This is a genomic window from Klenkia sp. AC732 (assembly GCF_979256525.1).
Window position 1 is genome coordinate 110,695 of record NZ_CEEDOS010000002.1, and the last position, 17,568, is coordinate 128,262.

Genomic DNA, 17,568 nt, shown 5'->3' on the forward strand with positions numbered 1-17,568 from the left:
CCCGGTGGACAGTAGTGTCCGCACATGGTCAGCGTGGATCAGCTCACACCCCCCGTCGACGGAGCCGTCGACAGCAGGCTCGCCAGCCGGGCGCACCGGACGATCGAGCCGCTGCACTCGCACACCTACTTCGCCCCCGAGCTCGACGAGCACCTCACCGCGATCGGGCTGCGGCCCGGGCGGATGACGTACTTCGCCGGGCGGGCCGCGCCGATGGGCGCCGTGGGGCCGGGCGTGGTGACGGCGGCGTTCTACAACTTCGCCCCCGGTCTGGTGGCCCGGCACGTGCCGCGGGCCTGGACGCTGGCCTCGCCCGAGGCCGTGGTCGAGGCCCGCTTCGCGTGCGCCCGGGCCTCGCTGACCCGGCTGCTGGGCGACACCCCCACCGAGGACGTCGTCGAGCTCGGTGACCTGCTTGCCGAGGCGACCACCGTGCTGCGGCCCGAGGCCAGAGCGCTGTACGCCGGGCACGCCGACCTGCCCTGGCCCACCGACCCGGTCACCCGGCTGTGGCACGCGGTCACCCTGGTCCGCGAGCACCGCGGCGACGGGCACCTGATGGCGCTGCAGGAGCACGGGCTGTCCGGCCTGGAGGCGCTGGTGACGCACACGGCGTCCGGCCGCGGGTTCACCGAACCGGCCGCGCAGAAGACCCGGGGCTGGTCCCCGGAGGAGTGGGCCGAGGCCACGCAGCGCCTGGCCGACCGGGGTCTGGTCGACGACGCCGGGCTCACCGACGACGGGCTGGCCCAGCGCGCCGCCGTCGAGGACCGGACCGACCAGCTGTCCCGCCAGCCCTTCGACCACCTGGGCACCGAGCGCACCGAGCGGGTCGTGGAGCTCGCCCGGCCGATGGCCCGCACCCTCACCGCCCACGGCGCGTTCCCCGCCGACGTCTTCGCAGGAGGCCGCAAGTGACCGCACACGAGCACGAGGCGACGGGTCCGGCCCGGCTGCCCTTCCCCGAGGTCGGCGCGGACGCCCGGCCCATCGCCGACCGGATGGCCGCCCGCCGGGGCGGCGAGCTGTCCGCGCTGGACCAGCTGCTGCTGCACAGCCCGCCGGTCGCCGACGGCTGGAACGAGCTGCTGGGTGCACTGCGCCACCGCTCGTCGCTGGCCGCCGACCTCCGCGAGCTGGCCATCCTGCGGGTCGCGGTGCTGAACAACGCGGCCTTCGAGTGGGTCGCGCACAAGGACGCCGCCCGCCGCGCCGGGGTCACCGACGCCCAGATCGACGCCCTCTACGAGCAGGACCCCTCCACCCACTTCGACGCGCGGCAGAACCTGGTCCTGGAGCTGACCGACGCCTCCACCTGGGGCATCGAGGTGCCCGAGCTGCTCTTCGAGCAGGTGCGTGCCGAGTTCAGCGAGCGGGAGATCGTCGAGCTGATGGTGACCATCGGCGGCTACGCGATGGTCAGCCGGTTCCTGGTCGCGCTGCAGGTGCCCCCGCCCGAGGGCGAGGTCGCCGGCTGAGTCACGGGACCAGGTCGGCCGGCACCTCGCGCGTGGGTGCTGGTAGCGCGACTGCGACCAGTGGCAGGAAGAGCTGCACGAGCGGGCCGATCGCGACGGCGTAGAGCACGGTGCCGACACCGACCGTCCCGCCCAGCAGCACGCCCAGGGCCAGCACGGTCAGCTCCAGGCAGGTGCGGACCAGCCGGACGCTGCGCCCGGTGCGGGTGACCAGGCCGGTCATCAGCCCGTCGCGCGGGCCGGCCCCGAAGGAGCTGCCCAGGTAGGCGGCGCCGGCCAGCCCGTTGGCCAGCACCCCGCCCAGCAGCAGGGCGGTCCGGACCGGCAGCGACTCCACCGGCGGCAGGACCGCCAGCCCGGCGTCGACGGCGAGCCCGATGACCACGACGTTGCTGACCGTGCCCAGGCCCGGCCACTGGCGCAGCGGCACCCACAGCAGCAGCACCAGCGCGCCCACCACGATGGTCACCGCCCCGAAGGACCAGCCCAGCTGCTCGGCGAGGCCCTGGTGCAGCACGTCCCAGGGGTCCAGGCCCAGCCCCGCCTCGATGACCATCGCCATCGAGAAGCCGTAGAGCACCAGGCCGGCGTAGAGCTGGACCAGGCGGCGGGGCAGCCGGCCGGCGCGCAGCTGCTGCAGCGGGGTCAGCGAGGGCAGGAGCGTGGACACGCCGTCCAGCCTGACGCAGTCCACCGGTGCGCCGAGCAGTCCACTCCGGCCGGTGGACCGCAGTCCACCGGCCGGAGCGGGCTCAGCAGCTCGTGACCCGGGACCAGGAGGTGGCGCTGTCCTGCTGCACGGCGACCGCGGTCTGGCTGATCGTGTAGCCGAGCCGGTCCCGGCTGCCGCGCGCGTAGGCGACGCCGTAGACCGACACCGCCCGGCCGGCGTCCACGTGCGCCCGGGGCGTGGCGCTGACGCAGGACGACGACGGGGGCGTGGTGGGCGGGGTCGTGGGCGTGCCGGCCGCCCGGACCCGTGCCGCGGCGAACCCGGCCCCCGCTGTGGTCGCCCCGTTGCCGGCGTAGCTGAGGTGCCCGCCGGTCCCGGTCTTCGGCTGGCTGCCGCAGACGCTGTCCGAGCTGTTGCAGTAGTCGACCGACCGCGGCCCGTAGGTGGTGCTGGACGTGGCGATGGTCCGGCCGCCGGACAGCCCCAGCGGGTTGCCGAAGACGACGACCGCGGCCACCCGGTCGGCCAGCGCCGCCGGGATCGGCGTCCCGGTGGTCGTGCCGGTGCGGATGCCGACGGCGATGTCGGTGACGGTCGCCCCCTGGGAGTAGCCGCCGATGACGAAGCGGGTGCCCGGGCACTCGGCGGCGACCTGGCTGATGTGCCGGCTCATGTCGGTGGCACCGGGCCCCGCGCTGGTCTGGGCGGTGTTCGCGGCGTAGTCGACGGCGTAGGAGCTCACCGTCCGGTCGCCGAGCTGGCTGGTCAGGGCGGACACGAAGGGGCGCCCGGTGATGCCCAGGCCGGGCGTCTCGCCCGTCCCGCGGGCGAAGACGACGTCGACGTCGGCGCAGGCGGCCGCCGCGGGCGCGGCGGTGGCCACGACGGCGCCGGCGACCGCCGTGCCGACGACGGCGGTGGAGGTGAGGAGGGACAGGGTGGTGCGCCGCAGGCGCTGGGCGAGCATCGTCACGAGGGGTCTCCGCAGTCGAGGGGGCGGACCGGGTCCCGGTGCCTGGGTTCGACGGGACCGGTGACAGCCGGTCGCGGGACGCGCACAGTCTGCCCACAGCTGCGCCCGGGAGGCCAGGCCCCGGGAGAGTCGCCCGCCCGGGCGGGGGCGTGACGGAGAGTGGTGTTCACCTCGTCGACGCGCGGCGGCCGTGCGTGCCGCGGACCGGGCGTGTCACCATCGTCGACGGCCCACACGACAGCCCGCACGACAGGGCCCCGACACGACGGGAGGTGGCGCGCGGTGCGCAGCGAGCCCCCCAGTCACAGTCCCGAGGTCCCCGCCGCCTGACGCGGTGCACGGGGGACCTCTGCCGACGTCCCCAGCCGCACCACCCAGGGAGTCCGTCGTGGCCGACCGCCGCCGCACCCAGCTCACCGCACCGCTCACCGCGCTCACCACGCTGACCCGCCGCCCCCGGCACAACGGGGTCCCGCACGCCCCCGAGGCGCGCCTGGAGCTGCCCGGCCGGGCCGCCAAGATCATCGACAACGCCGTCTACAGCAACGGCAAGCGGATCGCCACGCCGGACTCCCCGGCCGAGAGCCACGCCTGGCTGACCGACGACCTCGCCGAGGGCCGGCTGGTCTGGCTGGGGCTGTACCGGCCCGAGCCGCACCAGGTGGGCGAGCTGGCCGAGCAGTACGACCTGCCCGAGCTGGCCGTCGAGGACGCCATCCACGCCCACCAGCGGCCGAAGTTCGAGCGCTACGGGGACACGCTCTTCGTCGTCCTCAAGGCGGCCCGGTACCTCGACGCCCGCGAGGAGGTCGAGTTCGGCGAGCTGCACCTGTTCCTGGGCCGGGACTTCGCGATCACCATCCGGCACGCCGAGTCCCCGGACCTGTCCCGGGTGCGGCGCCGGCTGGAGAGCGACCCCGAGCTGCTGGCCCGGGGGACCGAGGCGGTGCTCTACGCGATCCTGGACGCCGTCGTCGACGGGTACGTGCCGGTCGTCGACGGGCTGGACAAGGACATCGACGAGATCGAGCTCGAGGTGTTCCGCGGGGACCCGCGGGTGTCCCGGCGGATCTACGAGCTGTCCCAGGAGGTCCTCGACGTCCAGCGGGCCTGCGCCCCGCTGGCCGGCATCTGCGCGGCGATCACCGCGGGCTTCGAGAAGTACGGCGTCGACGAGGACCTGCGGGCCTACCTGCGCGACGTCGCCGACCACGTCACCGGCATCAACGAGCGGGTCGACGGCTTCCGGCTGCAGCTGCGCGACATCCTCACCGTCAACGCCACCCTCGTCGCCCAGCGGCAGAACGAGGAGATGAAGACGCTGTCGGAGACCTCGATCGCGCAGGGCGAGGAGGTCAAGAAGATCTCCGCCTGGGCGGCCATCCTCTTCGCCCCGTCCCTGGTCGGCGGCGTGTACGGGATGAACTTCTCGCACATGCCCGAGCTGGGCTGGGCCTTCGGCTACCCGTTCGCGCTGGCCCTGATGTTCGCGGTCAGCTTCACCCTCTACGTCGTCTTCAAGCGCCGCGACTGGATCTGAGGCGTCGGCGGGCGCCGACCCGCCGGGTGCGCGCCAGGACCGGACTCGACGGGGGCACGCCGGCCTGGGCGCGCACCCCAGCGTGTGCCGCGCTGCCGCGCCGTCCACGCCGCGGGATGAGCGGCACGAGCGCGCATCCGTCCCCTGGCGGCGCGTCGAGTACGCCGACGTCCTGCGTGGATCGCCTCGCGGCGCGAGGAGCGGGAAGACGCGGCGCCCCGGGGCGGTTACAGTGCTCGTACAACTGCACAGGGGGTGATTGGTCTCGACTTCGGTCGTGGCATCAGGGGAAGCGGGCCGAGGAAGGCAACGATGAGCTCGTTAACCACGCGTTGCACAACACACAAGCGCCGACTCCAGTCAGCGCGACTTCGCACTCGCTGCCTAAGCAGCCAGTGTGAGTCTGTCAGCCCGGGTTCTGTCATCGGCCCGGATCCTGGCATCAGCTAGATGACTCCACCTCGCGGATCGGTCGCGGATCTGCGAGGGACACCAAACAGCGACTGGGCCTGTCGTCCTGACTTGTTCGTGGGATCAGGAAGGTCGAGTAGGGACAGAGCGGACTGCGCTCGGAGAAGCCCTGGTGATGCGTCGAAGGACGCGGGTTCGATTCCCGCCACCTCCACCAGCAACAGCCACCACCCCTGGCAGGACAGAGCCCGTGCGGTCACCGACCGCACGGGCTCTGTCACGTCCGGGGCCGGGTCAGGCGGCCAGCCCCACGGCGAGCAGGACGACGCCCAGCAGCGGCGGGGTCAGCTGGACCAGCGCCGGTCGGGTCTTGGTCCGGTCCGAGGTCAGCAGCACCAGCCCGGCAGCGACCATCGAGCCCGCGCCGGCGAACACCAGTGACGCGCCCGCCGCGGTGGCCCCGGTCGCCAGCACGACGGTGCCCACGGCGACCAGCACGGCCAGGAAGAGGTTGTAGAAGCCCTGGTTGTAGGCCATCGAACGGGTGGCAGCGGCCTCCTGGGGCGTCGTGCCGAAGGTGGCGCGCGCCCGGTCCGTCGTCCACAGCAGCGACTCCAGCACCCAGATGTAGACGTGCACCAGGGCACCCACCCCGGTCAGCACCAGCCCCGCGGTGGTCACAGCTCGCCGCGCACCACGGCCGCGGCCTGCGCGAGGGCCGCCATCTTGCCCTCGGCGGCGGCGCGGGGCAGGTACTTGAGCCCACAGTCGCTGGAGAGGACCAGCTTGTCGACGTCGACGTGGTCCAGCGCCCGGCGGACCCGGTCGGCGATGGTCGCGACGCTCTCCACCTCCGGCGTGGACAGGTCCAGCACGCCCAGTGCGATGCCCTTCCCGCGCAGTGGGGCCAGCGAGGCCGGGTCCAGGTGCGACTGGGCGGTCTCCACCGAGATCGCGTCGGCGGGCACGTCGGCCAGCTCGGGCAGGAACGAGTAGCCCTCCGGACGCTCGGCGACCATCGCGGCGTAGCCGAAGCACAGGTGCACGTGGACGGTGCCCGCGGCGCCGGCCAGCGCCCGGGACAGCACCTCGACGCCGTACCGCTTGGCGACCTCGGGCCGGGCCTGCAGCCACGGCTCGTCCAGCTGCACGATGTCCGCGCCGGCGGCGAACAGGTCGGCGATCTCCTCGGCGACCACGTCGGCGTAGGCCAGCGCCAGCAGCCGGTCGTCGCCGTAGTGGTCGTCCTGGGCCTGCTGGGCCATGGTGAACGGCCCGGGGACGGTGATCTTCACGGCCCGGTCGGTGTGCGCCCGCAGGAACCGGACGTCGTCGACCTGCACCGGGCGCGAACGCCGGATCTCCCCGGTCACCCGGGGCACGTGCACGTCCAGCCCGGACCGGTTGCGCACCGTCCCCGGGTGGTCCAGGTCCAGTCCGGCCAGCGCGGTGGCGAAGTGGTTGGAGTAGGACTCCCGGCGGATCTCGCCGTCCCCGACGATGTCCAGCCCGGCCTCCTCCTGCGCGCGGATGGTGACCAGGGTGGCGTCGTCCTGCGCCTCGGCCAACCGGTCGACCGGGATGCGCCACAGCTCGGCGGCCCGCACCCGGGGCGGGAACTGGTGGCTGAGCCGGTCGCGGTCGATCAGCCAGTCCGGCTGCGGCAGGCTGCCGACGACGGTCGTGGGCAGCGGCGGGAGCGTCGGTGGCATGTCAGGGATCCTGCCGCACGTACGGTCCCGGGCGTGGCCGGTCGGTTGTGGGGCAGACGTGCGCAGCGGGGCGCGGGACCGGGCGTGCACCCGGTGACCGCCTTCTGGCAGTGGTGGGCGGCAGGGGGCGAGCAGGAGCTCACCGCAGCCGTCACGGCGGGGGAGTACGGCCGGCTGCCCGACCGGATCAGCGCCCTGGTCGCGGCCGTGTACCCGGAGCTGGAGTGGGAGCTCGGTCCGGGCGCCCGGGCGCAGCACGCGCTGTGCGTCACCGGCGTCGGGGTCGCTGAGCTCCGGCCGGTCGCCGAGCGCTGGCTGCGGGCCGCACCCGCCGAGACACCGACCTGGGAGTTCCACGCCGCGCGTCGGCCGGACCCCGACGTCCTCGACCGGACCCTGGGACTCGGTGGCCGGTCGGTGCCCCTGGGTGACGTCCGGGTCGCCCTGGACGTCACCGGCGACCGGGTCGACGTCGCCCTGTGGCACCCGGCGGTGGCCGGCCTGCGGGAGCAGGAGCGGGCCCAGGTCGCCTTCCTGACCCTGGACTGGACCCTGGGTGAGGACGACGTCGAACGCTGGGTCGGTGCGGTCGCCGCACCCGCCGAGCAGCCCGCCGACACCGTCCCGCTCACCTCGCTGCGGGCGGCGGTCGCCGAGCTGGCCGCCCGGCCCGACGAGGGGAGCTGGGCGCTGCTGGAGGGCGCGGGGCCGGACGGGACGAGGGTGCTGGTGAGCGTCCAGCGGCCGTTGCGCTGGATCGACCGGCCGCTGCTGGACCTGCACTCCGAGGTCGTCGTCCCGGTGGGCGACGTCCGGTCCGACGGGCTGCCCGGACCCGCGGGGCTGGAGCGGCTGCGTGCCCTGGAGGACGACCTCACCGCCGCGGTCGGTGGTCGCGCGGAGCTGCTCGCGCACGAGACCCGGGGCGGTGTGCGGGTCCTGCACCTCTACAGCGACGGCGAGGACCAGAACGCCACCGACCTGGTCGCCCGCTGGGCCGCCGAGCGCGGGCTGCGCGTCGACCAGCGACCCGACCCCGCCTGGAGGGACCTGCGCGCCTTCTCCTGAGGGCGCGTCCGGGGGGCGGGCGGCCCGGTGCGGCCTCGGGGCTGCTGGCCCGGGAGGTCTGGAACACGCTGGCCCCGGGCGGCGGGGTCGGGCAGGGTCGCGGCATGGACCGCGAGCACCTCGTCCCCGTCGCCCCCGGCGTCGACCTGTGGGTCACCGAGCGTGGGGACCCGGGCGCACCGGTCGTGCTGCTGGTGATGGGCGCGGCGTCGTCGGGGCTGCTGTGGCCCGAGGACCTGGTCGACGACCTGGCCCGCGACCACCGCGTCGTCCGCTACGACCACCGGGACACCGGGCGGTCGACCCGGGGCAGCAGCTACGCGCTGCGCGACCTGGCCACCGACGCCGTCGCTGTGGTCGACGCCCTGGAGGTCGACCGGGCGCACGTGGTCGGCATGTCGCTGGGTGGTCTGCTCGCCCAGCTGCTGCTGCTCGACCACCCCGACCGGCTGCGTAGCGCGACGCTGTTCTGCACCGGTCCGCTGGGCGGTGCGGCGGGGGAGCCGGCACCCGGTCCGTCGGCGGAGCTGCTCGCCTTCTGGGCCACCATGGCCGAGCCCCGCGACGACGACGCCGAGCTGGCCTGGCGGGTGGAGCACTGGCGCCTGCTGAACGGCACCGGCACCCCGTTCGACCCGGCCGAGTGGGCGGACACCGAGCGCCGGGTCGCCGCGCACTCCGGGGGCCTGCTGTCGGCCACCGCGCACGCCACCGCCGACCAGTCCGGGCTCGACCGCGGCGCCGAGCTCGCTGCGGTCACCGTCCCGGTGCTGGTGGTCCAGGCGCCGGCCGACCCGGCCTACCCGCCGCCGAACGCTGCGCGGCTGGCCGCCGCGATCGGCCGCGAGGGAAACCCGGCCGAGCTGGTCACGGTGCCCGGGATGGGCCACGCGCTGGCCGCCACGGTGCTGCCGGACCTGGTGGCCGCGCTCCGCCCGCACCTGGCCCGGCACACCTGGGTGCTGCCCGAGGACTGACCCTCAGACGCGGGGCTGCGGCCGGGTCTGGGGCCCCGCGGGCATCGCGAAGCCCTGGGTCGGCGGACGCCCGGCCGGGGTGACCCGGGGCAGTTCGCTGGTCAGCAGCCGGACGTGCTTGCGGCGTCCGGGGCGGCGGGCGGCCAGGAAGTCCAGCGCGATGGCCGCCGTCCACGACTGGTCCTTGCTGCCCAGCTGCTCACCGGTGACCGGCTCGTAGTACTCGGCGAAGTCGCAGTCGACCAGCTGGGCCAGGCCGGCCAGCCGCAGGGCGTTGGCCGCCTCCTGCTCCCCGGACCGGTTCAGCGCCCAGGCCATCAGCCAGTTCAGGACCGGCCACTGCGGGCCGCGCCAGTAGGTGCGCTCCCGGAAGTGCGGGGACGCCGGGGACACCGAGGGCACCACCGGCCAGCGCAGCCGGGAGTGCCCGCACCAGCGCGGGCCCAGCAGCAGGTCCCGCTGCCGGCGGATCAGGACGTCGTCCCCACCGCAGACCAGCGGGGCGAACCCGGCCGCGGAGTCCACGTCGAGGTACCGGCCGGTGCGCAGGTCCAGGTCCCGGGCCAGTCCGGTCTCCGGGCTCACCGAGCGCAGCACGCCGGTGCGGAACCGGCGGGCGATCGCCCGGGACTCCTCGATGGCGGCCGGGGCGGCGCCCAGCTCGGCACCCATGTCGGCCAGCAGGTCCGACGCGGCGGCCAGCAGCGCGGACACCAGCACGTCGCCGACGACGAAGTCCCCGGTCGACCGGTACACGGCGTCGTCGTAGCGGGCACGGACCTTCTGCTCCAGCAGCCACAGGTACTTGGCGTACTCGGCGTCCGAGGGGCGCTGGGTGGGGTCCGAGACGTGCGCCAGGTCGCGGCGGACGAAGGGCGGCAGCTCGGGGCCGGGGTGCACGTGGGAGTAGGGCTCGTCCCAGCGCGGTGAGTCGTCCATCCCGGACTCCCAGCCGTGGTGGATCTCCACCAGCCCGTGCGCGTGCGGGTCCCGGGCGGTGGCCAGGTAGCGGTGCCAGGCCAACCACTGCGGGAACGTCTCGACGACGAACGCCTCGGCCAGCCGCTGGTCCTCCCCGCCCTTGCGGCGGGCGTCGTGCAGGATCCGGGACAGCGCGATGACGTGGATCGGCGGCTGGGTGATCCCCGAGGTCAGCACCCCGGCGGGGCGGGCGGCGGCGACCTGGGTGCGCCAGCGCTCCGGGTCGGGGAAGTAGTCGCTGGGGGAGTGGAACAGGATGTGCGGGATCATCCCGGTCGACCACTGCCCGGTCAGCAGGGTGCGCAACTCCTCCAGCGCGCGGGGCACCGAGACGGTCGCGATGCCCAGGGCCACGAACCCGGCGTCCCAGCTCCACATGTGCGGGTAGAGGGTGGGCGAGGCGACGGTGAAGTCCCCGCGGTCGTTGCCCCTGAGCACGTAGCCGGCGCGGCCGGCCATCAGCGCGATGTCGTTGGGCGTGGGCTGGTGGACCGACATCGTCGAGCTCCCTCACGGTGGCCGAGTGCCCATCCTCACCTGCCGTGGCCCGCCTGCCGACCCGGCTCGCCTGCGAGCCGGGTCACGTCCCGGCCGTCTCCCGTTCACCCGCGCGCCGCTGGGCGAGGCTGACCAGCAGGTACAGGCCCACGCCCACCAGCAGCATCAGCCCGGCCCGCAGCCAGGTGCCCGCCTCCTGCTGCCACAGCAGCAGCACGCACGAGGCGGTCGCCAGCACCGGCAGCACGACGGGGGCGCGGAAGTGGTCGGCCTCGACGTGGTCGCGCCGCAGGACCAGCACGGACACGTTGGTGGACAGGAACACCAGCAGGAGCAGCAGCACGACGGTGGTGGCCAGGGTGGCCAGGTCCCCGGTGAGCGTGAGCCCGATGGCCACCACCGTGGTCACCACGATCGCCACCCACGGCGTGCGCCGGTGCGGCAGCACCCGCCCCAGCACCGAGGGCAGCAGCCGCTGCTCGGCCAGCCCGAACACCAGCCGGCTGGCCATGATCATCGTCAGCAGCGCCCCGTTGGCCACCGCGATCAGCGCGATCAGGCTGAACAGCCAGTCCGGGACGCCGACCCCGCTGGCCTGCACCACCGCCAGCAGCGGCCCCGACGACGCCGCGAGCTCGTCGGTGGGCAGCACCACCGAGGCGGCCAGCCCCACCAGCACGTACACCGCACCGGCGGTGACCAGCGCGCCGATGAGTGCCCGCGGGTACACCCGGCGCACGTCGCGGACCTCCTCGGCGAGGTTGGCCGAGGTCTCGAACCCGACGAAGGAGTAGTAGGCCAGCACGGCCGCGGCCAGCACCGCCGACCCGGCCGAGACCCCCTCGGGGAACTGGGTGACCCGCGACGGGTCGCCGTCCCCGCGGCCGAAGACGACCGCACCCAGGACGACGACGAGCACCAGCCCGGACACCTCGATGCAGGTCATCACCAGGTTGGCCCGCATCGACTCCTGGATGCCGCGGGCGTTGAGCGACCCGACCAGCACCAGGAAGACCACCGCCGCCGGGACGGCGGGCACGTCGAGGAAGACCGTCAGGTAGTCCCCGCTGAACGCCAACGCCAGCCCGGCAGCGCTGGTCACCCCGGCGGCGAGCATGCAGAACCCGACCAGGAACGACAGCAGCGGCTTGCCGAAGGCGCGCTCGGCGAAGACCGCGGCACCCCCGGCCCGGGGGTACTTGGTGACCAGCTCCGCGTAGGACGCCGCGGTCAGCAGTGCGAGCACCAGCGCGACCAGCAGCGGCACCCACACCGCTCCGCCCACCTCGCCGGCGACCTCGCCGATCAGCGCGTAGATGCCGGCGCCGAGCACGTCGCCGAGGATGAAGACGTAGAGCAGGCGCCCGCTGACGGCGCGCTTGAGGGAGGTGTCAGGAGCCGGGTCTGGGTCGGTCACCGGTCTGCCCTGCCCCTCGCCCCCGGCGACAAACGGCGCCCGCCGGCGGATCGATCCGGGGGCCCGCTCGTTGGTCGGTCCGTGATCACCCGCGCGCTGCGACCGCTCGCCGGTACGGCGTCCGTGCTGCTCCGCGGGGCGGTCGGGACGGCCCGACGGGTGGTGCCCGCGAGCCGGGTCGTCGTCCCGGCGGTGGTGCTGCTGGTGGTGCTGGCCAACCTGGTGGGCGTGGCCACCGTGACCCTGCTGCTGCTGGGGGTCAGCGACGACGGCGGGGTCGGCCGGCTGGTCCTGCTGGTCGTCGCCGGGGGCTACCTCGTGCTCGCCGTGCCCGCGGGCACCGTGGCCGGGCTCCGCCGCCAGCGGGTGACCAACGCCTGGCTGTGGTCGGACCGGCCACCGACCCCGGCCGAGACCACCATCGCGCTGCGGCTGCCCGCCGACGTCGCCCGGGTCTCCGCGATCACCTGGGGCGTCGGCGCGCTGGCGCTGGGCGTCGTCGGTGCCGCGGTCTACCCCGACCCGCTGGTCGGGCTGCGGACCTTCCTGGCCGTCGTGCTGGGCGGCGTCGTCACCGCCGGCATCTCCTACCTGCTGGTCGCCCGCGCGGCCCGCCCGATCACCGCCCGCGCCCTCGCGGCGCACCCGCCCGACGACCCACGCACCCTCGGGGTGCGGGCCCGGCTGCTGCTCACCTGGGGCCTGACCAGCGGGGTGCCGCTGGTGGGCCTGGTCCTGCTGGTGCTGGACCCCTCCAACCCCGACGGCCCGGGGCTCTTCGTGGTGCTCTTCCTGCCCGGGGTCAGCCTGGTCGTCGGCCTGCTGGCCGCGCTGCTCAACGCCCGCGCCGTCGGGTCCCCCCTGCGCGACCTGCGCCGGGCCGTGCAGCGCGTGGGGGAGGGCGACACCGACGTCCGGGTCGTCGTCGACGACGCCGGGGAGATCGGTCTGCTGCAGACCGGGGTCAACGCCATGGCCGGGGGCCTGGGCGAGCGCGAGCGGCTGCGGGACCTGTTCGGCCGGCACGTGGGCACCGACGTCGCCGCCCGGGCGCTGCGCAACGGTGTGGAGCTGGGCGGGGAGACCCGCACCGTGGCCGCGCTGTTCGTCGACGTCTCCGGCTCGACCTCGCTGGCCGAGGAGCTGGGCCCGGAGGCGATGGTCGCGCTGCTCAACCGGTTCTTCGCCGTCGTCGTCGACGCCACCTCCGTCGAGGACGGCCTGGTCAACAAGTTCGAGGGCGACGCCGCGCTGTGCGTCTTCGGGGCCCCGAACACGCTGCCCGACGCCGCGGGCTCGGCCCTGCGGGCGGCCCGGGCGATCACCGACGCGGTGGCCGCGGCAGGCGAGGTCGACGTCGGGGTGGGGGTGGCCTTCGGCGACGTCGTCGCCGGGCAGGTCGGTGCGGCCAGCCGACTGGAGTACACGGTCATCGGCGACGCGGTGAACGCCGCGGCCCGGCTGACCGAGCTGGCCAAGGACCACCCCGGCCGTGCGGTGGCCTCGGACGCCGCCGTGCAGGCCGCCGACCCCGGCGAGCGGGCGTGCTGGGAGCGCGGCGCGGACGTCGTGCTGCGCGGGCGGTCCGCGCCGACGGGCACCTGGGTGCGGCGCCGCCCCGGCACCAGCACCTAGGCGTGCGAGCGGACCACCACGAGCACGTCCTCGCTCTGCAGGGTGCCGATCGCCGGGTCGTCGAAGCGCAGCGAGCGCCCGCCCCGGGTGACCGACAGGACGACGTCGCGCAGCTGTCGGGCGCCGAGCCCGACCTCGGAGGCCGAGACGGTGCGCTGGGTCAGGTCCAGGCCGTGCCCGGAGGTGAGCAGGTCCTCCACCACGGCGACGACGCGCGGGCTGTCGGTGGCCAGGCCCAGCAGCCGCCCCGACGTTGAGGACGACGTGATCACCGAGTCGGCGCCGGACTGGCGGAGCAGGCTGGCGTTCTCCTCCTCGCGCACGCTGGCGGTGATCGGCACGCTGGGGTTGAGCTGGCGGACGGTGAGGGTGATCAGCACGGCGGTGTCGTCCCGGTTGGCGGCCACGACCACCGCGCGGGCCTTCTCGATCGAGGTCCGCTTGAGCACGTCGGCGCGGCCGGCGTCCCCGACGATGCCGGTGAGGCCGACCGAGTTGGCCTCCTCGATCGCCGCCGGGCTGGGGTCGACCACGATGATGTGGTCCGGGGCGGTGCCGGTGGACAGCAGCGCGCGGATGGCGCTGCGGCCCTTGGTGCCGTAACCGCACACGACGACGTGCTGACGCACGGAGGACCTCCAACGTCGGACCCGGAACTCCTCCCGCGAGCGCGCGGTGAGCGCCTCGAGGGTGGTCCCGATGAGGATCAGCAGGAACAGCACGCGCAGCGGCGTGATGAAGAGGATGTTGACCAGCCGCGCGCTGGGGGTGACCGGGGTGATGTCGCCGTAGCCGGTCGTGGAGAGGCTGACCGTGGCGTAGTAGGTCGCGTCCAGCAGCGACAGCTCGCCGCCGTTGTTGTCCTTGTAGCCGGCCCGGTCGAAGTACACGATCAGCACCGTCGTGACCAGCACGACGGTCGCGATCAGCACCCGGCGGCCGACCTGCCGGAACGGGGACTCCTCGGTGTGCGCGAGCTGCACGCCGCCGTGGTCGCTCAGCACCGTGGGTCGCTCAGCACGTCAGGGTCCCCGTCACCGGTCGGACAGTAGTGAGCCCGCGGGGGGTGGGCCCGCCCGGACACCCCGTCCGGGTCAGACCGGCCGTTCCCGCTCCCGGGCCGCCAGCTCCCGCTTGAGCACCTTGCCCGCGGCGGACACCGGGATGGCGTCGGTGAACACGACGTCCCGCAGCCGCTTGTAGGGCGTCACCCGCTCGGCGACGGCGGCCAGCAGGGTGTCCCGGTCCAGCGCCTGCCCGGCGGCGTCCGCGCGGCGGACGACGTAGGCGACCGGCAGCTCGCCGACCGCGTCGTCCGGGCGGCCGACGACGGCGGCACCGGCCACCCCGGGGACGCCGAAGAGCACCTCCTCCAGCTCGCGCGGGAAGACGTTGTAGCCCTTGTAGATCAACATGTCCTTGGTCCGGTCGACGATGGACAGGTAGCCGTCCTCGTCGAGGACGCCGACGTCGCCGGAGTGGAACCAGCCCTCCGCGTCGATCGCGTCCCCGGTGGCGTCGGCCCGCCCGGCGTAGCCGCGCATCACCTGCGGGCCGCGGATGCAGACCTCCCCGCGCTCGCCGGCCGGCAGCGGGTCGCCACCGCCCAGGGGCTTGATCGCGATCTCGGTGTCGAACACGGGCAGCCCGACGGTGCCGGGCTTGCGGAGCCCGGACACGTGCACCGGGTTGCCGGTGGCCTGCATGGTGACCTCGGTCAGGCCGTAGCCCTCGCCGATGACCGCCTGTGGCAGCAGCGTGCGCAGCCGCTCGATCAGCGGGACCGGCAGCGGGGCGGCGCCGCTGGAGACCCCGCGCACGCTGGACAGGTCGGCCTCGTCGATGCCGGGGACCTGCAGCAGGGCGACGAAGACCGGCGGGGCGCCACCGATCGACGTCACCCGGTGGGCGACCGCGTCGGAGACGTAGAGCGCCGGGTCGAAGCGGTCGTGGATGACGACGCTGGCGCCGCTGAGCACCTGCCCGTTGAGGTAACCGATGACGCCCATGGCGTGGAACCACGGGGTGAGGTTGATGGTCACCGCCGTCCCCAGCCGGGTGGGGAACTCGGCCGCCTCACCGACCTGGCGCAGCGTCACGTCGCCGGCGTCGTCGACGTCGGGCAGCGAGCCCGAGCTCCAGCACGCCGACTGCAGCACGTTGGTGACGACGCGGTCGTGCGGCAGCTCCACGCCCTTGCTGACCCCGGTCGTGCCGCCGGTGTAGGCCAGGTGGGCCAGGTCGACCGCCGGGTCGACGCCGGCGTCGCGGCGGGCGTCGGTGGGGTCGGCGCGCAGCAGCTCGCCCAGGCTCACCGGCCGGTCACCCAGGCCCAGGTCGGGCAGGGCTACCTCGGCGTCGGGGTCGGCGACCTGCCCGGGACCGGTGACGACGACGGTCTGCACCGCGGTGCCCCCGATCGCCGCCTGCACCACGGGCAGCACCGGCTCCCAGGTGACCAGCACGCGGGCCCCGGCGTCGGTGAGCTGGTGGGCCAGCTCGCCGGGGGACAGCAGCGGGTTGGTGGGGGAGAAGGTCGCCCCCGACAGGAGCACCCCGTAGTAGACGGCCGGGTACTGCAGGCAGTTGGGCAGGTGCACCGCGACGACGTCGCCCCGGCCGATGCCGCGCTCGGCCAGCCCGGCCGCGACGGCGTGCGCCCGCCGGCCCAGCTCGGTGTAGGACAGCTCGACCCCGTGGTGGGAGAACGCCGTCCGGGAGCCCCAGCGGCGGACCGCGGCCCGCAGCACCGAGCCGACCGGGACCCGCGGGTACTCCAGCTGGTGGGGGAGGCCGGGCGGCCGGTGGTCGGTGCGGTGCGCGGGGTCAGCTGCGGTCGCCGTCATGCCGCCCAGGGTGGCCCGCGTCACACGCCGTGTCGAGTGCTCCGCGCCGGTGCCCCAGGATGACGGGATGAGCAACGGGCGCACGGCACTGGTCCTCGGCGGCGGCGGCATCACCGGCATCGCGTGGGAGGTGGGCCTCGTCGCCGGGCTCGCCGACGCCGGGGTGGACCTGCGCACCGCCGACCTCGTCGTCGGCACCTCGGCGGGGTCGGTGGTCGGCGCCCAGCTGCGCAGCGACGCCCCCACCGAGGACCTCTGGGCCACCCAGCTGGGCCCCTCGGTCGAGACCGGCCCGCCGGCCCGCATGGGCCGCCGCCAGCTGCTGTCCTTCGGGCTGGCGATGCTGCGCACCCGTGGGGACGACGTCGCCTTCCGTCGCCGGGTCGGCGCCCTGGCACTGGCCGCGGAGGCGGCCGGCCGCACCCCCACCGAGGCCGCCCGCCGGGCCGCGATCACCTCCCGGCTGCCCTCCACCGACTGGCCGGAGCGGCCGCTGACGGTGACCGCCGTCGACGCCGCGACCGGGGCGTTCGAGACGTTCACCCGGGACTCCGGCGTGGACCTGGTGTCCGCGGTGGCGGCCAGCTGCGCCGTACCGGGCGTCTACCCGCCGATCACCGTCGGGGACCGGCGCTTCGTGGACGGCGGGATGCGCTCGGTGGCCAACGTCGACCTGGCCACCGGGTACGACCGGATCGTCGTCGTCGCCCCGATCGTGCGTGGCATCGGCCCGATGACCAGCGTCGACGCCCAGGTGACCGGGCTGGTGTCCCGGGTGACCGTGGTGAGCCCCGACCCGGCCAGCGTCACCGCGATCGGGCGGAACGTGCTGGACCCGGCCGCCCGGGAGCCGTCCGCTCGGGCCGGGCGCGCGCAGGCGTCGGCGGTCGCCGAGCGGGTCCGCGAGGTGTGGCTCGGCTGAGGGTCCGCTGTACGGCGGCGCGCACGGAGCGTGACGGCCCGCGAGGGACCGGGTGAACGACCGGCAGGTGGTCCACCTGTTCGCGCCCATCTGGGTGGATCTTGCTCGCCTGTGATGTCACGTTCCGTGTGCGTCGGGCCGCTCGGCCCCGCGCACGTGCCCCTCGCGGGGCAGACGAGGGGACGGGTACGTGCGGGATCTCGCAGTCAGGACGGCAGTCGCAGCAGTGGTGACCGGGGGGCTGCTGCTCGGCGGCGCCGGCATCGCCACGGCCAGCAGCGACGAGGCTGCCCAGCAGTCGACCAGCACGACCGAGTCCGCGTACTCCCCGTACTCCGGCGGCCAGCCGGCCGGGTACCCGACGCCGTCGCCCACGCCGTCGCCCACCCCGTCGCCCACCCCGTCGCCCACCCCGTCGCCGTCGCCCTCGTCGGAGG

16 protein-coding genes and 1 other RNA gene are annotated in these 17,568 nt (G+C 74.8%); 9 read left to right on the top strand and 8 right to left on the bottom strand.

The features are described 5' to 3' along the window. Window positions 1-24: 24 nt before the first annotated feature. Together AC0IVP_RS01540 and AC0IVP_RS01545 are read left to right on the top strand one after the other, a co-directional pair. On the top strand, window positions 25-918 hold the full coding sequence (locus AC0IVP_RS01540) for an SCO6745 family protein (protein WP_471754088.1): 894 nt from the start codon (window positions 25-27) through the stop codon (window positions 916-918). Then, a complete protein-coding gene (locus tag AC0IVP_RS01545; protein WP_235564627.1) occupies window positions 915-1,478 on the top strand; it encodes a carboxymuconolactone decarboxylase family protein in 564 nt (187 codons plus the stop codon). Before AC0IVP_RS01540 ends, AC0IVP_RS01545 begins: the two co-directional genes overlap by 4 nt. Before the next feature lies 1 nt (window position 1,479). On the opposite strand, the gene yczE is transcribed toward AC0IVP_RS01545, so the two are convergent. Beyond that, window positions 1,480-2,148: a membrane protein YczE gene (gene yczE / locus AC0IVP_RS01550; protein ID WP_471754091.1), complete on the bottom strand. Its 669-nt coding sequence runs from the start codon at window positions 2,146-2,148 to the stop codon at window positions 1,480-1,482. Window positions 2,149-2,230: 82 nt separating this feature from the next. Then, window positions 2,231-3,118 (bottom strand): cutinase family protein, encoded by an 888-nt coding sequence (locus AC0IVP_RS01555; protein ID WP_157519191.1) that lies wholly within the window; start codon window positions 3,116-3,118, stop codon window positions 2,231-2,233. A gap of 394 nt (window positions 3,119-3,512) precedes the next feature. Between AC0IVP_RS01555 and AC0IVP_RS01560 the strand changes: the two genes are divergently transcribed. Beyond that, window positions 3,513-4,664 (top strand): magnesium and cobalt transport protein CorA, encoded by a 1,152-nt coding sequence (locus AC0IVP_RS01560; RefSeq protein WP_056292349.1) that lies wholly within the window; start codon window positions 3,513-3,515, stop codon window positions 4,662-4,664. 251 nt (window positions 4,665-4,915) lie between these two features. Then, window positions 4,916-5,292: a transfer-messenger RNA gene (gene ssrA / locus AC0IVP_RS01565) on the top strand. A 77-nt stretch (window positions 5,293-5,369) separates the two neighbouring features. Here ssrA and AC0IVP_RS01570 read toward each other — a convergent pair. Together AC0IVP_RS01570 and AC0IVP_RS01575 are read right to left on the bottom strand one after the other, a co-directional pair. Continuing rightward, the gene (locus tag AC0IVP_RS01570) at window positions 5,370-5,756 is read right to left on the bottom strand and encodes a DUF1304 domain-containing protein (protein WP_471754093.1); all 387 of its coding nucleotides are present in this window, start codon (window positions 5,754-5,756) and stop codon (window positions 5,370-5,372) included. Then, window positions 5,753-6,787, bottom strand: coding sequence for a uroporphyrinogen decarboxylase family protein (locus AC0IVP_RS01575; RefSeq protein ID WP_056292359.1), 1,035 nt, complete (start codon window positions 6,785-6,787; stop codon window positions 5,753-5,755). The genes AC0IVP_RS01570 and AC0IVP_RS01575 overlap by 4 nt, the downstream gene beginning before the upstream one ends. An 84-nt stretch (window positions 6,788-6,871) precedes the next feature. On the opposite strand from AC0IVP_RS01575, the gene AC0IVP_RS01580 reads away from it, so the two are divergent. Together AC0IVP_RS01580 and AC0IVP_RS01585 are read left to right on the top strand one after the other, a co-directional pair. After that, window positions 6,872-7,855 (top strand): hypothetical protein, encoded by a 984-nt coding sequence (locus AC0IVP_RS01580; RefSeq protein WP_471754095.1) that lies wholly within the window; start codon window positions 6,872-6,874, stop codon window positions 7,853-7,855. Window positions 7,856-7,959: 104 nt separating this feature from the next. Next, the gene (locus AC0IVP_RS01585) at window positions 7,960-8,832 is read left to right on the top strand and encodes an alpha/beta fold hydrolase (RefSeq protein WP_471754097.1); all 873 of its coding nucleotides are present in this window, start codon (window positions 7,960-7,962) and stop codon (window positions 8,830-8,832) included. A gap of 3 nt (window positions 8,833-8,835) precedes the next feature. On the opposite strand, the gene ggh is transcribed toward AC0IVP_RS01585, so the two are convergent. Both ggh and AC0IVP_RS01595 read right to left on the bottom strand, forming a co-directional pair. Then, window positions 8,836-10,311, bottom strand: coding sequence for a glucosylglycerate hydrolase (ggh, locus tag AC0IVP_RS01590; protein WP_471754099.1), 1,476 nt, complete (start codon window positions 10,309-10,311; stop codon window positions 8,836-8,838). A gap of 82 nt (window positions 10,312-10,393) precedes the next feature. Next, entirely contained in the window at window positions 10,394-11,728 is a 1,335-nt protein-coding gene (locus AC0IVP_RS01595) for an APC family permease (RefSeq protein ID WP_471754101.1), read from the bottom strand. A gap of 81 nt (window positions 11,729-11,809) precedes the next feature. Here AC0IVP_RS01595 and AC0IVP_RS01600 point away from each other — a divergent pair, with 81 nt between their 5' ends. Then, a complete protein-coding gene (locus AC0IVP_RS01600; protein WP_471754103.1) occupies window positions 11,810-13,363 on the top strand; it encodes an adenylate/guanylate cyclase domain-containing protein in 1,554 nt (517 codons plus the stop codon). Here the strand turns inward: AC0IVP_RS01600 and AC0IVP_RS01605 are convergent. Both AC0IVP_RS01605 and AC0IVP_RS01610 read right to left on the bottom strand, forming a co-directional pair. Then, the gene (locus tag AC0IVP_RS01605) at window positions 13,360-14,367 is read right to left on the bottom strand and encodes a potassium channel family protein (RefSeq protein WP_056292371.1); all 1,008 of its coding nucleotides are present in this window, start codon (window positions 14,365-14,367) and stop codon (window positions 13,360-13,362) included. The genes AC0IVP_RS01600 and AC0IVP_RS01605 overlap by 4 nt on opposite strands. Window positions 14,368-14,457: 90 nt before the next feature. Continuing rightward, on the bottom strand, window positions 14,458-16,209 hold the full coding sequence (locus tag AC0IVP_RS01610) for a class I adenylate-forming enzyme family protein (protein WP_471754106.1): 1,752 nt from the start codon (window positions 16,207-16,209) through the stop codon (window positions 14,458-14,460). Window positions 16,210-16,276: 67 nt separating this feature from the next. On the opposite strand from AC0IVP_RS01610, the gene AC0IVP_RS01615 reads away from it, so the two are divergent. Both AC0IVP_RS01615 and AC0IVP_RS01620 read left to right on the top strand, forming a co-directional pair. After that, window positions 16,277-17,131, top strand: coding sequence for a patatin-like phospholipase family protein (locus AC0IVP_RS01615; RefSeq protein ID WP_471754108.1), 855 nt, complete (start codon window positions 16,277-16,279; stop codon window positions 17,129-17,131). A 229-nt stretch (window positions 17,132-17,360) separates the two neighbouring features. Beyond that, the coding region (locus AC0IVP_RS01620) for a hypothetical protein (protein WP_471754110.1) at window positions 17,361-17,568 on the top strand (208 nt) is incomplete at its 3' end.

Coding starts and splice junctions, on each gene's coding strand:
- AC0IVP_RS01555 (WP_157519191.1), bottom strand. CDS start 3,118: ATGCTCGCCCAGCGCCTGCGGCGCACCACCCTGTCCCTCCTCACCTCC.
- AC0IVP_RS01540 (WP_471754088.1), top strand. CDS start 25: ATGGTCAGCGTGGATCAGCTCACACCCCCCGTCGACGGAGCCGTCGAC.
- ggh (WP_471754099.1), bottom strand. CDS start 10,311: ATGTCGGTCCACCAGCCCACGCCCAACGACATCGCGCTGATGGCCGGC.
- AC0IVP_RS01585 (WP_471754097.1), top strand. CDS start 7,960: ATGGACCGCGAGCACCTCGTCCCCGTCGCCCCCGGCGTCGACCTGTGG.
- AC0IVP_RS01615 (WP_471754108.1), top strand. CDS start 16,277: ATGAGCAACGGGCGCACGGCACTGGTCCTCGGCGGCGGCGGCATCACC.
- AC0IVP_RS01575 (WP_056292359.1), bottom strand. CDS start 6,787: ATGCCACCGACGCTCCCGCCGCTGCCCACGACCGTCGTCGGCAGCCTG.
- AC0IVP_RS01610 (WP_471754106.1), bottom strand. CDS start 16,209: ATGACGGCGACCGCAGCTGACCCCGCGCACCGCACCGACCACCGGCCG.